Here is a 12,992-nt window from a genome sequence, read left to right on the forward strand (position 1 = left end):
GCTCCCCCGACCCAGTCATCACAACCAGGCCCGAAGGGCAACTTCTCTATCTTACTGATCTCGTTCCCGTTGTCAAATCGCTGTTTTCGCGACCTGCTCGAGAGAACAAGGCAGTTCCCGCAACCGGATGACCCTGACGAGTCTTCGTGGTTTTGGGAGGTGTTCGTTACTTGACGGGAGCCGGTCCGAGGACCTCCGCTCAACCGTTTGGGGCGAACAGGTAATAACTTACGCGGGATCCCGGGGTCCGGCAAATCACGCCCGTCGCCCGGGCGTGTCGCGTGCCACCGCAGGGGTCGCTGGCACACTGGTGGCCGGAAGAGGAGACCGCATGACCGCCCCCGCACCCCGCCCCCGCCGCCGCCTGCTCGGACGCATCGCGAGCTGGCCGGCCGCCATGATCATCCGCGCCGTCTTCACGCGCGACGCACGCGCGACGATCGACGAGATGGCGCGGCACGTTCCCTCCATACGTCTTCACGAGCGCCGCGGGGTCCCCTATGGAAGGCGGGGGCGCTCGACGACTCTCGACGTGTTCGCCCCGGCATCCGCCACCGGCCCCCTCCCCACCGTCGTCTGGATCCATGGCGGCGCCTGGATCTCCGGTTCGAAGGAGGACGTCGCCCCCTACCTGCGCATCCTCGCCTCCGAAGGTTTCGCCGCGATCGGTCTCAACTACACGCGGGGACCCGAGGGCGCATACCCGCTCGCCGTGCACCAACTCGTCGAGGCACTGCGCGTGATCGACGACCGCGCCGAGGAGTTCGGGGTCGACCGCCGCCGGATCGTGCTCGCCGGCGACTCGGCGGGGGCGCAGCTCGCGAGCCAGCTCGCCGCGTTGATCACGCACCCCGCGTACGCGCAGGAGATGGGCATCACGCCTCCCCTGCATGTCGACCAGCTCGTCGGGGTCGTGCTGAACTGCGGTGTCTACGATCTCGCCGCCCTCTCGCATGTGCGGGGGATCATCGGCTGGGGATTCCGCTCGGCGATGTGGGCGTACTCCGGCACGAGGGACTGGGCCGACGACGACAGCGGCGCGACGATGTCGACGATCGACCGGGTGACGGCCGACTTCCCCCCGACCTTCCTCTCCGGAGGCAACGGCGACGGGCTCACCCGCGTGCAGTCCCGTCCCCTCGCCGCGCGCCTCGCGGAACTCGGGGTCGACACGACCACGCTGTTCTGGCCGGACGACCACGAACCGGCACTCCCCCACGAGTACCAGTTCCACCTCGACCTCCCCGACGCGCGCGAAGCCCTGCGTCGGACGCTCGAGTTCCTGCGCACGCACACCCGCTGAACGGGCGGAGCGCGCGGCTCAGTCCCAGCTGTGCACGGGGCTGCCGTCTTCGGCCCGCACCAGGTAGTCCTGCAGCATGCCGTGCAGCGCCTGCGACCGCGACTCGCCGGCACGCTCGCGAGCGAACACGTTCTCGCGCTGCCACACCGCACCGTTGCGACCCGTCGCGCAGCGCTGCTCGATGATGCCGAGGTAGCGGTCGCGCGCGGCGGGGTCGACGCCGTAGGCATCGAGTCCTTCGGCGGCCATCGGCAGCAGCCGGCGCAGCACCAGCTCACGCGGGCTCACCCAGCCGACCTCCGGCCAGTACAGTCGGCCGTCGATGCCGTCGCGGGCACCCGCGTGCAGGTTCTCGGCTGCGGCGTCGAAGCTCATCTGCGTCCACAGCGGCCGGTCGGCCTCGGCGAGCGTGTGCACCAGGCCGTAGTAGAAGGCCGTGTCGGCGAGCACGTCGACCACGCTGGGTCCCGCCGGCAGCACCCGGTTCTCGACCCGGAGGTGCGCGGTGCCGTCGACCGTGTCGTAGATCGGCCGGTTCCACCGGTACACGGTTCCGTTGTGCATGCGCAGCTCGGCCAGCGACGGCGCACGCCCCTCGGCGAGCTCGGCGAAGGGGTCTTCGTCGGTCACCGCGGGGAGCAGCGCGGGGAAGTAGCGGGAGTTCTCCTCGAACAGGTCGAAGATCGAGGTCACCCAGCGCTCCCCGAACCACACGCGCGGCCGCACGCCCTGGTTCTTCAGTTCCTGCGAACGCGTGTCGGTCGCCTGCTCGAACATCGGGATGCGCGTCTCGTGCCAGAGCGCCCGGCCGGCGAAGAAGGGGGAGTTGGCGGCGAGCGCGACCTGCACGCCCGCGATCGCCTGCGCGGCGTTCCAGTACGAGGCGAACGCATCGGGCTCGACCTGCAGGTGCAACTGCACCGACGTGCACGCCGCCTCGGGGAGGATCGTGTCGGTGACGATGTCGAGGTGCTCCCGACCGCCGTCGGGCAGCAGGGAACCCTCGAGCTTCAACTCGATGTCCTCTCCGCGCGCCGCGAGCACCTGCTGTCCGAGTAGGCCGTACCGCGGGTCGGCCGAGATCCAGCGCTCGGTGAAGTGGTGCTCGTCGAGCGTCGGCAGCATCCCGATCATCGCGATCGAATTGCCGGTCGCCGCCCGCACCCGCTCGTCGGCCGCATTCATGGCGGCGCGCAATGACGTCTCCAGCTCGGGCATCCGTCCGCCGCCGATCGGACGCGGGGCGACGTTCACCTCGATGTTGAAGCGACCGAGCTCGGTCTGGAAGGCGGGGCTGGCGATCGCCTCGAGCGCCGACTCGTTCGCCATCGCCGGGTCACCCGACGGGTCGACGAGGTTCAGCTCGATCTCGAGCCCCAACTGCGGGTCGGTGCCCTCGAACCGTCCGTCGGCGAGCATCTCGCCCAACGCGTCGAGACACACCTCGGTCTTCGCCCGGAAGCGGGTGCGGTCCTGGCGCGTGAAGGTGCGCTGTTCGATGCTGTCGCCCATGCTTCGACGCTAGCGGCCCGCGGCTGGACACGGCCCGCGCCCGGCGGACGTTTCAGCATTGTGACGACCGGCACGTTCGTTATATGTTCGGGGCATGACCAGTGACAGCAGCCCGACGTCCGCGACCCCGATGGCGGATGCCGCGACGGCGACCCGCAATGAGCGCGCACTCGAGGGCGGCATCGTCACCGACCTCGAAGGCCGCATGACCTACGGCTCCTACCTCGCGCTCGACCAGCTGCTCACCGCGCAGCGACCGGTGAGCTCTCCCGAGCACCACGACGAGATGCTGTTCATCATCCAGCACCAGACCACCGAGCTGTGGCTCAAGCAGCTGTTGCACGAACTGTCGTCGGCCCGCGACCTGCTCGCCAACGACGACCTGCGCGAGGCGCTCAAGCGCATCGCGCGCGTCAAGCGCATCCAAGACGTCATGACGCAGCAGTGGGCGGTGCTCGCCACCCTCACCCCCACCGAGTACGCGCAGTTCCGCGGCGCGCTGGGCAACTCCTCGGGATTCCAGTCGGTGCAGTACCGCGCGGTCGAGTTCGCCCTCGGCAACAAGAACGAGAAGATGCTCGGCGTCTTCCGCGACCACCCCGCGAACCACGCGCTGCTGACCGCCGAGTGGCACAAGCCCACCCTCTACGACGAGTTCCTGCGCTTCGCCGCCCGCCGCGGCCTGCCCGTGCCCGCCGAGATCCTCGACCGCGATGTGCGGCTGCCCTACCGCGAGACGCCGGAGCTCGTGCCCGCGATCCGCGAGATCTACCAGGACCCGAGCCGGTACTGGGACCTGTACGAGGCGTGCGAAGACCTGGTCGACCTGGAGGACAATTTCCAGTTCTGGCGGTTCCGGCACCTCAAGACCGTCTCGCGCACGATCGGCATGAAGGTCGGCACGGGCGGATCGAGCGGCGTCGGCTTCCTGCAGCGCGCACTCGACCTGACGTTCTTCCCCGAGCTCTACACGGTCCGCACCGAGATCGGCGCCTGATGCGGGCGGCGACCTTCTTCGACGGCGAGGAATGGCGCGACGGCGTCGTCGAGATCGTCGACGGGCGGATGCGCGTGCGCGACGCCGTGCCCGACGACAGCCTCCCGCGGCTGGACGGCCTGATCACGGCGGGGTTCACCGACCATCACGTGCACCTGCAGCTCGTCGACGTCGCACCTCTCGCCCGGTCGGTACTCGGTCGGGTCGTCGACCTCGGCGCGAACCCGACGGTCGTGGCGCGGCTCGCCGCCCGCCACAACTCAGGACATGCGGTCGATGCCGGCGAGCCGATCCGGGCCGCGGCGGTCGCGACCCCCGGGCCGAGCGCCGTCGGTCCTGAGGTGGTGCTGCAGGTCGCCGACGACGGTCCGACGATCGAGTACGCCGGCGCCTTCCTCACCGCGCCCGGCGGCTACCCCTCCGACCGCGAATGGGCGCCGGACGGGTCGGTGCGCGAGGTGATCGATGCCGCGCAGGCGGCCGCCGCGGTCGACGAGATGGCGGATGCCGGAGCGCACACAATCAAGGTCGCGAGCAACACCGTTGCCGGGCCGGTGTTCGGCGATGCGCTCATCCGCGCGATCGTCGATCTCGCGGCCGCCCGCGGGCTGCCCGTCGTCGCCCACGCCGAGGGGCCCGGTGAAGCGCAGCGCCTCGCCGGTCTCGGCGTCGCGAGCCTCGCGCACGCCCCGTTCACCGAGCGCCTCGACGATGCCGAGGTCGTCCGCCAGGCGGCATCCGTGGCGTGGATCTCGACCCTCGCGATCCACGACCGGCCGACCCGCGACGTCGTGATCGACAACGTGCGCCGCTTCCACGCCGCCGGCGGCACCGTGCGCTACGGCACCGACATGGGCAACGGCCCCACCCCGGCGGGCCTGAACCCCGCCGAGATCGGCGCGCTGCGGGAGGCGGGGGTCACGGGCGCGGCGCTGCTGCGCGCCCTCGCCCCCGGCGACGCCCGAGCATCCGACGCGCGACTGCTCCTGCTGCCGGGCACAGCCCCCGCCGATGCCGACCCGCTGGCCGCCCGGCTCCTCTCCCCCGACGATCTGAAGGTGTGACATGACCGACCTCGCCGCCGTCCCGACCGAGGACTCCGCCACCGCGCTCCTCGACGAGGCCCGTGCGCTCGACGCCGCCGACCCGCTGCGCGCCCACCTCGACGCCTTCGTCGAGGCGCCGGGCGTGCGCGCCTACCTCGACGGCAACTCGCTCGGCCGCCCGCTGCGCGACATGCCCGAGAAACTCGCAGCCTTCGTGCGCGACGACTGGGGCACCCGCCTCATCCGCTCGTGGGACGAGCAGTGGATGGCGCTGCCGATGGAGCTCGGCGACCGGATCGGCCGCGTGGCCCTCGGCGCCGCGGCGGGACAGACCGTCGTCGCCGACTCGACGAGCGTGCTCATCTACAAGCTGATGCGCGCCGCCGCGGCGGCCGACCCGACGCGCACCGAGCTCGTGATGGAACAGGGCAACTTCCCCACCGACCGGTTCCTCACCGAGGGCGTCGCGGCCGAAGCGGGCCTGACGGTGCGCTGGATCGAGCCAGACCCGGTGCACGGCGTGCAGGTCGCCGACGTCGCCGCCGTCGTCTCGGAGCGCACCGCACTCGTCTCGCTCAGTCACATCGACTACCGCTCCGGCGCCCTCGCCGACATGCGCGCCATCACCGAGGCCGCGCATGCCGTCGGCGCGCTGGTGATGTGGGACCTCTGCCACTCGGCCGGCGTCGTGCCGATGCAGCTCGACGACTGGGGCGTCGACATGGCGGTCGGCTGCACCTACAAGTACCTCAACGGCGGGCCCGGTTCCCCGGCCTTCGCGTACCTGAACCGCCGCCACCACGGCGTGCTTCGTCAGCCGATCCAGGGGTGGTGGAGCGCCGCCGACATCTTCGCCATGGGACCGGAGTACGTGCCGGCGGGCGACATCCGCCAGCTGCTCAGCGGCACCCCTCCGGTGACCTCGATGCTGGCGATGCAGGGGATGCTCGACCTCATCGAGCAGTCGACGATCGACGCCGTGCGCCAGAAGTCGGTCTCGCTCACCGACCTCGCCGTGCGGGCGTACGACGTCGAGCTCGCTCCGCTCGGCGTGCGTCTGCTCAGCCCCCGCGACGCCGAACTGCGCGGAGGGCACGTCACGATCGGCCACCCCGACTTCCGCGACGTCACCCGGCGACTGTGGGCCGACGGCGTCATCCCCGACTTCCGGTTCCCCGACGGCATCCGCCTGGGGTTGTCTCCGTTGAGCACGTCGCACGTCGAGACGGTCATCGGCGTGCTCGCGGTGCGCGACGCGCTGCGCGCATGACGGCCCCGGTGGCGGTCGTGGAGGACGCGGCATCCGTCGTAGACGACATCGACGCCCGGCCCGGCAGCACCGCCTCGCTGCTGCGCACGGTCGTCGGGCTGTTCCTGCGCCCGCTGGGTGGATGGATCTCGGCTGCCGACCTGGTGACCCTCGCAGGCGACCTCGACATCGCGCCGGCGCTCGCCCGCACGGGCATCGCCCGACTCAAGCAGAAGGACCTACTGCTGCCCGAGCGCCGTGACGCCGTGGGCTACCGTCTGAACCCGGCCGCGCTGGCGATGTTGCAGCGCGGCGACCGGCGCATCTTCGCCATGCGGCAGATGGCGGACGCCGACACCTGGTGCCTCGTGTCGTTCTCGATCCCCGAGACCGAGCGGGCCGTGCGGCATCAGTTGCGCCGCCGCCTGCAGTGGATCGGGGCCGGGGCCGTGTCGTCGGCGCTGTGGATCTGCCCCGGCCATCTGCAGGACGAGGTGCCGCAGATCGTCGACGAGGTCGGCGCCCGGGCGTGGGTCACGCTGTTCCCGGCGGGAATGCCGGTCACCGACCGCACGCCGGCCGAGGCGGCGGCCGCGTGGTGGGATCTCGATGGCCTGGCCGACGAGCACCGCCGGTTCCAGGAGTCGCTGACCTCGCTGCCCGCCGAGCCGTTCGCCGCCTACGTGCACCTGATCGACCGCTGGCGCACCCTGCCGTACCGCGACCCCGGCCTGCCGCCGTCGATGCTGCCCGCCGAGTGGCCGGGCACCCGCAGTTTCGCCGAGTTCGAGTGGCTGTCGGGCACGCTCGAGGCGCCGGCCATGGCGCATGTGCGCCGCGTGACCTCGCGCTGACCCGCACTCCCTCCCCTCCCGCTCCCCTCGTCCCCGCTCCCACCTGGCCGTGAGGGGTCAAGACACGCCGTGTCGGGCGGGCGGGATGCGGCGTGTCTTGACCCCTCACCGGGAGTGAGCGGGCCTCGAGGGAGGGCGACCGGGCGGGCAGACCGTCAGGCGTCGAGGCCGGCGAAGAAGCCGCGCACGTGCTCGCGGAGACGCTCGATGCGCAGGTCGCGGGCGAGTTCGCGGTCGAAGCCCTCATAGGCCAGCGGGGGCAACCGACGCACGTTGTCCGAGCATCCGAAGTTCGCGCACACGAGGGTGCCGACGGTGTCGCCCTTGCGGCCGGCCGGGCCGGTCTTGCGGGCGACGAACAGCTGCACGTCGTTGCGGAGCGTGACGTCTTCGCACCACGAGCACTGGGCGCGGGCGACCACGCGCTGCTCGGCCCGCTGCAGCAGCACGCCGACCGGCGCGCCGTCGATCTCGGCGACGACGTACGCCCGGCGGGGGGCCTTGGGGTCGACCCAGCCGAGGTAATCGAGGCGGTCGAGGTCGATGTCGGCGAAGCCGGCGGGCAGGTTCAGGTCGGAGACCTCTTTGCGGGAGGCGTTGCGGAAGGAGGCGCGGATGGCGCGCTCGTCGAGGGGACGCATGATGTCGGATGCTTTCGTTCGAGTGCTCGCGCTCCCGACGGGAGCGACGAAGCGAGGTGGGGTGGAGGGGACGGGTCGCACGGACCCGGGTTCGACGGAACTCCGGAGACGGCATCCGCCTCCGGCCGATCGTCAGCCTCTGCCGGCGGCGCGGTGCGCGCCTGCGGCTCCTACCCGCGCCACCCGGGCGCTCCTCGAGAACATCACCCCGAGAGCCTATACCCGCGGGGACGCGCGAAGGCCCGCCCCGTGCGTGACGGGGCGGGCCTTCGGATGCCGGATGCTAGGCGGTCAGCGTGGGGACCTCGTAGCGACGCGGGGTGCCGAACCGGTGCGCCGAGATCGACACGGCCTGCTCGCGCAGGAAGGTCAGCATCTCGATGCGTCCGGCGCTGAGCACCGGGTTGCCGTACACGGCGACGGCCGGCGAGCCCCCCGTGCGGGCGGCGGTGTCGGCGAGGTCGCCGCCGACGAGGCGGATGCGTCCGCCGGTCTGCGCGAGGCGGGCGGCACGAGCCGTCCAGACCGTGTCGTTCTCGACGGCGACCGTGACGCCCGCGGCGCGCAGCCACGAGGTGACGGATGCCGGCAGCTCGCGCGCGGTGCTCACGGTGATCGACGCGCCCGTGCGCAGACCGGCGGCGAGCACCCGGACCGCGTGCAACGGCGAGGCGTCTTCGATGCGGACCGTGACCGGGACCGCCTGGTAGCGCAGCGCGTTCTGCTCGGTCTCGAGGCCCGTCGCGTCGACGACCGCCCCGAACTCGGCCTTCCACGCGGCGACATCGGTCGACAGGGCGCCGGACAGCCAGGCGCGCTCGTCGTCGGAGACGTCTCCCGCGGCTCGCAGCGCGGCCTTCGACAGCGCGTCGGCGGGAGCATCCGCCGTCACGGGGGCGTCGACCCAGTGCGAGAGTCCGATGAGGTAGCTCGGGCCGCCGGCCTTCGTGCCCGCGCCGACGGCCGCCTTCTTCCATCCGCCGAACGGCTGACGCTGCACGATCGCGCCGGTGGTGCCGCGGTTGACGTAGAGGTTTCCGGCCTGCACGTTGGCGAGCCACTGCGCGACCTCGTCCTCGTCGAGGGAGTGCAGCCCCGAGGTGAGGCCGTAGTCGATCGCGTTGACGAGGGCGGTGGCCTCGTCGAGCGTCTTCGCGGTCATGATGCCCAGCACCGGACCGAAGTACTCCGTGAGGTGGAACGGGCTGCCGGCGGCGACGCCGTCGCGGATGCCGGGGCGCCAGTACTGTCCGGCGTCGTCGAGCTTCTCGGGCTTCAGCACCCAGCTCTCGCCCGACTCGAGGGTCGTGAGGGCGTGGAGCAGCTTGCCCTCGGCCGGTCCGATGAGCGGCCCGATGCGGCTGGAGCCGTCCCACGGCTCACCGACCTTGTACGAGCCGACCGCGTCGACGAGCTGGCGGCGGAACCGCTCGCTCTCGGCGACCGTTCCGACGAGGATCACGAGCGACGCCGCCGAGCACTTCTGGCCCGCGTGGCCGAACGCCGAGTAGGCGACGTCCTTCGCGGCGAGGTCGAGGTCGGCGCTCGGGGTGACGATGATGGCGTTCTTGCCGCTCGTCTCGGCGAGCAGCGGCAGGTCGTTGCGGAACCCGCGGAACAGCTCGGCCGTCTCGTACCCGCCGGTGAGGATCACGCGCTCGACGGCCGGGTGGCTGATGAGCTGCGTGCCGAGCTGACGCTCCTCGAGCTGCACGTACTGCAGCACCTCGCGGGGCACACCCGCCTCCCACAGTGCCTCGACCATCACGGCACCCGAGCGCGCGGCCTGCGCGGCGGGCTTGATGACCACCGGCGACCCGGCGGCGAGGGCGGCGAGCGTCGAGCCCGCGGGGATCGCGACGGGGAAGTTCCACGGCGGGGTGACCACGGTCAGCCCCACCGGGCGGTGCTCCGCGCCGGGGATCTGCTCGGCGCGCTTCGCGCTCTCCGCGTAGTAGTGCGCGAAGTCGATCGCCTCTGAGACCTCGGGGTCGCCCTGCTCGAGCACCTTTCCGGCCTCCGAGCCCATGACCTCGAGCAGGTCGGCGCGGCGCGCCTCGAGCACGTCGCCCGCGCGGTGCAGGATCTCGGCGCGACCCGCCGCGCCCAGCGCGCGCCAGGCCTCGCCCGCGGCCACGGCCTCGTCGATCACGGCGTCGAGGGCCGCGGCATCCGAGAGGGTGTGCGTGCGCACCGTCTCGGCACCCAGGGCCGACGCCTGCATGCGCGAGCGGATGCCGTCGCCCCACGCGCGGTTCGCAGCGAGGCTCGGGTCGGTGTCGGGGGTGTTCTCGAAGCCGTCGCGGGGAGCCGGGGCGGGCGCCTGCGTGCGGTCCTGCGTGCGGTTGGGCCCGGGGACCTCGGTCGGCATGGATGCGATCGACGCGCGGAAGCGGTCGCGCTCGCGGGCGAACAGCTCGGGGTGCGTGTCGAGGTCGAACACGGCCGACATGAAGTTGTCGGTCGATGCTCCCTCTTCGAGGCGACGGATCAGGTAGGCGATCGCGACGTCGAACTCGGCCGGGTGCACGACCGGGGTGTAGAGCAGCAGCGAACCGACCGTGCGACGCACGACCGCGGCCTGCGCGGAGGCCATGCCGAGCAGCATCTCGAACTCGATGCCGGCGGTGGCGCCGCGCTGCTGCGCGAGGAGCCAGGCGAGGGCGATGTCGAAGAGGTTGTGGCCGGCGATGCCGATGCGCACGTTGCCGATGCGGTCGGCATGCAGCGCATAGTCGAGCACGGCCTTGTACGAGGCGTCCGACGCCTCCTTGCTGTGCCAGGTGGCGAGCGGCCAGTCGTGCGACTCGGCGTCGACGCGCTCCATGGGGAGGTTCGCGCCCTTCACGACGCGCACCTTGATCGGCGCTCCGCCGTCGGCCATGCGGGCCGCCGCCCACTCCTGCAGGCGGATCATGGCGCCGAGGGCATCCGGCAGGTAGGCCTGCAGCACGATGCCCGCCTCGAGTCCGCGGAACTCGGGACGCTCCAGGATGGTCGTGAAGACCGCGATGGTGAGATCGAGGTCCTTGTACTCCTCCATGTCGAGGTTGATGAACTTGCCGCGCTTCACGGCGATCGCGTACAGCGGGGCGAGGGCGTCGACCGCGTGCGCGACGGCGTCGTCGAAGGCCCACGGGCTGTGCGGCGCCACGGTCGACGAGACCTTGATCGAGACGTAGTCGACGTCGTCGCGCTCGAGCAGACGGCGGGTGCCGGCGAGCCGGCGGGCGGCCTCCTCCTCGCCGAGGATGGCCTCGCCGAGCAGGTTCACGTTGAGGTGCACGCCGTCGGTGGCCTTGATGCGCGCGATGGCCTTACCGAGCTTGGCGTCGGTCGCGTCGACGATGAGGTGGCGCACCATGCCGCGCAGTACGCGACGGCTGATCGGCACGACGATGCCGGGGAACGCGGGGGCGAGGGCGCCGCCCAGCTTGATGAGGCCGCGCAGGGCGCCGGGGAGGAACGCGGGCGTCAGCGGCACGAGGTCGCGGAGGTTCGCCGCTGCGACCTTCAGGTCTTCGGGGCGCACGACGCCGTCGACGAAGCCGACCGTGAAGTCGAGCCCGTGGGGGTCGCTCAGCACGCCGGCGAGGCGCTTGGCGGCGGTGTCGGCGGGAACCTCGCGGCTCTCGACGAGCCAGCGCTGCACGAGCGCGACGGCGTCGTCGGCGAGGGCGGCGAGCTCGTCGTGCCCGGTGGGAACGGCCGCGGCGCGGGGAGCGCTCGGGGCGGGAGTGGTCTGCGTCATCGGGATCCTCTGCAGTTCGGGCGCGCTCGCGCGCGTGCGTCGAGTCTCAGTGTGCGCTCCCGCATCCGTCATGAAAAGCGAACGTTTACGATGTATACCGTTCGGTTGCATCGACGATTGAGGAAGGGTTGGGATGTTCGAACTGCGCCGCCTGCGGCTCCTGCACGAACTGCGCCTGCGCGGCACGATCGCCGACGTCGCCGCGGCCCTCTCCTTCAGCCCCTCGACCGTGTCGCAGCAGCTCGCACAACTCGAACGCGAGGCGGGCGTCGCCCTGCTCGAACCCGATGGGCGCCGGGTGCGCCTCACCGCCCAGGGGCGCCTGCTCGCCGATCACGCCGCCCGCGCGCTCGAGCTCGACGAGTCGGCACGCGCCGAGCTGTCGTCGTCGCAGCACGCCCCCAGCCGGGTGCGCATCGCCGTCATGCCGACCGCCGCCGAGGCCCTGGTGCCGGTCGCGCTCACCCTGCTCGACGAGCGGATGCCGGGGCTGCGACTCGAGATGGTCGAACTGCCGCCCGAGATCGCGCTGTTCGAGCTGCAGGCCCGCGCCTTCGACCTGGTCGTCGCCGAGCAGTACCCGGGGCACTCGCGCGAGATCAGCGAGGGGGTCGACCGCACGCTGCTCGGCCGCGACCCGATCCGGCTCGCAGTGCCGCGCGACGATCGCGCCGGCGGACTCGCCGACCTGCACGACCGGGCCTGGGTGCTCGAGCCGCAGGGGGCGGCCGTGCGGCGGTGGGCCGTGCAGCAGTGCCGCGCCGCCGGGTTCGAGCCCGACGTGCGCTTCGAGGCCACGGACCTCGTCTCGCACGCGCGACTCGTGGCGGCCGGCCACGCGGTCGCGATGCTTCCCGATCTGGTGTGGACGGCGGGGCGGTCGAGCGTGCGACTGCTCGACCTGCCGGGGTCGCCCGTGCGCGAGATCTTCGCCGCGACCCGTTCATCGTCGCGCGACAGCGCCGCGGTGGTCACCGTGCGCGATGCCCTGGCCGACGCACTAGCCCGGCACGATCCGCGCTGACGGCCGGCGCGGTTGTCACGGGTGACGCGCATTGTCAATCCCATCGCCGCTTCCGAACGGCGGGTGCGAGGGTGGCATTTCACCGACCCACAGATGAAGGGAGATGCCATGAGCGGCACCGACGACATCAAGAACAACGCCGAGAAGCTGGCCGGAAAGGTCAAGGAGGGCGTGGGCAAGGCCACCGACAACGACCGTCTCGAGGCCGAGGGCCACGCGGACCAGACCGACGCATCCGTCAAGCAGGCGGGCGAGAACGTCAAGGACGCCGGCCGCAACGTGAAGGATGCGTTCGACCACTGATCCCGCCGGGCTGCGCTCTTCGTGCAGCTGCGCCGGACATGGAGAAGGCCCGCCACTCGGGCGGGCCTTCTCTTTCGGCTCTAGCTGCGTCGGCTGCCGCTGATCGATCGGATCAGCCACGCGATGACGGCGATCGCGAGGAGCACCAGACCCACCCACAGGAGGAACTGCAGCGACTGCACGAGTCCTCCGGTGATCGCGAGGATCACGGCGATGACGATGACGATGATGAGGAGGATGTTCATCGTTCTTCCCTTCTCTCCGAGGCGGGCGCCCCGATTGCTGTGACTGTCAAGGTAGCGATCGGAACGG

11 protein-coding genes are annotated in these 12,992 nt (G+C 71.6%); 7 read left to right on the forward strand and 4 right to left on the reverse strand.

What is annotated here, in order from left to right; genetic code table 11:
* Positions 1-331: 331 nt before the first annotated feature.
* A complete protein-coding gene (locus RWS82_RS09920) occupies positions 332-1,303 on the forward strand; it encodes an alpha/beta hydrolase (RefSeq protein WP_314649539.1) in 972 nt (323 codons plus the stop codon).
* A gap of 18 nt (positions 1,304-1,321) precedes the next feature.
* Here RWS82_RS09920 and RWS82_RS09925 read toward each other — a convergent pair whose 3' ends face one another.
* The gene (locus tag RWS82_RS09925; protein WP_314649542.1) at positions 1,322-2,815 is read right to left on the reverse strand and encodes a glutamate-cysteine ligase family protein; all 1,494 of its coding nucleotides are present in this window, start codon (positions 2,813-2,815) and stop codon (positions 1,322-1,324) included.
* A 94-nt stretch (positions 2,816-2,909) separates the two neighbouring features.
* Between RWS82_RS09925 and RWS82_RS09930 the strand changes: the two genes are divergently transcribed.
* The 4 genes from RWS82_RS09930 to RWS82_RS09945 are packed head-to-tail and all read left to right on the forward strand — an operon-like array spanning position 2,910 to position 6,961.
* Entirely contained in the window at positions 2,910-3,812 is a 903-nt protein-coding gene (locus RWS82_RS09930; RefSeq protein WP_400190084.1) for a tryptophan 2,3-dioxygenase, read from the forward strand.
* Positions 3,812-4,876: an amidohydrolase family protein gene (locus RWS82_RS09935; RefSeq protein ID WP_314649543.1), complete on the forward strand. Its 1,065-nt coding sequence runs from the start codon at positions 3,812-3,814 to the stop codon at positions 4,874-4,876. Before RWS82_RS09930 ends, RWS82_RS09935 begins: the two co-directional genes overlap by 1 nt.
* Position 4,877: 1 nt before the next feature.
* Complete coding sequence (locus RWS82_RS09940; RefSeq protein WP_314649546.1) at positions 4,878-6,128, forward strand: aminotransferase class V-fold PLP-dependent enzyme; 1,251 nt, start codon at positions 4,878-4,880, stop codon at positions 6,126-6,128.
* Entirely contained in the window at positions 6,125-6,961 is an 837-nt protein-coding gene (locus RWS82_RS09945; protein WP_314649549.1) for a PaaX family transcriptional regulator C-terminal domain-containing protein, read from the forward strand. The genes RWS82_RS09940 and RWS82_RS09945 overlap by 4 nt, the downstream gene beginning before the upstream one ends.
* A 155-nt stretch (positions 6,962-7,116) precedes the next feature.
* On the opposite strand, the gene RWS82_RS09950 is transcribed toward RWS82_RS09945, so the two are convergent.
* Together RWS82_RS09950 and RWS82_RS09955 are read right to left on the reverse strand one after the other, a co-directional pair.
* Positions 7,117-7,602 (reverse strand): FBP domain-containing protein, encoded by a 486-nt coding sequence (locus RWS82_RS09950; RefSeq protein WP_314649551.1) that lies wholly within the window; start codon positions 7,600-7,602, stop codon positions 7,117-7,119.
* 283 nt (positions 7,603-7,885) lie between these two features.
* Entirely contained in the window at positions 7,886-11,353 is a 3,468-nt protein-coding gene (locus RWS82_RS09955) for a bifunctional proline dehydrogenase/L-glutamate gamma-semialdehyde dehydrogenase (RefSeq protein ID WP_314649553.1), read from the reverse strand.
* Positions 11,354-11,486: 133 nt separating this feature from the next.
* Here RWS82_RS09955 and RWS82_RS09960 point away from each other — a divergent pair, with 133 nt between their 5' ends.
* Positions 11,487-12,377, forward strand: a complete 891-nt coding sequence (locus RWS82_RS09960) for a LysR family transcriptional regulator (protein WP_314649555.1) — start codon at positions 11,487-11,489, stop codon at positions 12,375-12,377.
* A 108-nt stretch (positions 12,378-12,485) separates the two neighbouring features.
* Positions 12,486-12,680, forward strand: a complete 195-nt coding sequence (locus tag RWS82_RS09965) for a CsbD family protein (RefSeq protein WP_314649557.1) — start codon at positions 12,486-12,488, stop codon at positions 12,678-12,680.
* A gap of 80 nt (positions 12,681-12,760) precedes the next feature.
* On the opposite strand, the gene RWS82_RS09970 is transcribed toward RWS82_RS09965, so the two are convergent.
* A complete protein-coding gene (locus RWS82_RS09970; RefSeq protein ID WP_314649559.1) occupies positions 12,761-12,925 on the reverse strand; it encodes a hypothetical protein in 165 nt (54 codons plus the stop codon).
* Between the last annotated feature and the right edge of the window lie 67 nt (positions 12,926-12,992).

Origin of the sequence: uncultured Microbacterium sp. (genome assembly GCF_963528945.1) — a bacterium.
Taxonomy (GTDB): domain Bacteria; phylum Actinomycetota; class Actinomycetes; order Actinomycetales; family Microbacteriaceae; genus Microbacterium.

Excerpts from the sequence above, each read along its gene's own strand:
- RWS82_RS09970 (WP_314649559.1), bottom strand. The coding sequence starts at position 12,925 with ATGAACATCCTCCTCATCATCGTCATCGTCATCGCCGTGATCCTCGCG.
- RWS82_RS09930 (WP_400190084.1), top strand. The coding sequence starts at position 2,910 with ATGACCAGTGACAGCAGCCCGACGTCCGCGACCCCGATGGCGGATGCC.
- RWS82_RS09935 (WP_314649543.1), top strand. The coding sequence starts at position 3,812 with ATGCGGGCGGCGACCTTCTTCGACGGCGAGGAATGGCGCGACGGCGTC.
- RWS82_RS09960 (WP_314649555.1), top strand. The coding sequence starts at position 11,487 with ATGTTCGAACTGCGCCGCCTGCGGCTCCTGCACGAACTGCGCCTGCGC.
- RWS82_RS09925 (WP_314649542.1), bottom strand. The coding sequence starts at position 2,815 with ATGGGCGACAGCATCGAACAGCGCACCTTCACGCGCCAGGACCGCACC.
- RWS82_RS09940 (WP_314649546.1), top strand. The coding sequence starts at position 4,878 with ATGACCGACCTCGCCGCCGTCCCGACCGAGGACTCCGCCACCGCGCTC.
- RWS82_RS09945 (WP_314649549.1), top strand. The coding sequence starts at position 6,125 with ATGACGGCCCCGGTGGCGGTCGTGGAGGACGCGGCATCCGTCGTAGAC.
- RWS82_RS09950 (WP_314649551.1), bottom strand. The coding sequence starts at position 7,602 with ATGCGTCCCCTCGACGAGCGCGCCATCCGCGCCTCCTTCCGCAACGCC.
- RWS82_RS09965 (WP_314649557.1), top strand. The coding sequence starts at position 12,486 with ATGAGCGGCACCGACGACATCAAGAACAACGCCGAGAAGCTGGCCGGA.
- RWS82_RS09920 (WP_314649539.1), top strand. The coding sequence starts at position 332 with ATGACCGCCCCCGCACCCCGCCCCCGCCGCCGCCTGCTCGGACGCATC.
- RWS82_RS09955 (WP_314649553.1), bottom strand. The coding sequence starts at position 11,353 with ATGACGCAGACCACTCCCGCCCCGAGCGCTCCCCGCGCCGCGGCCGTT.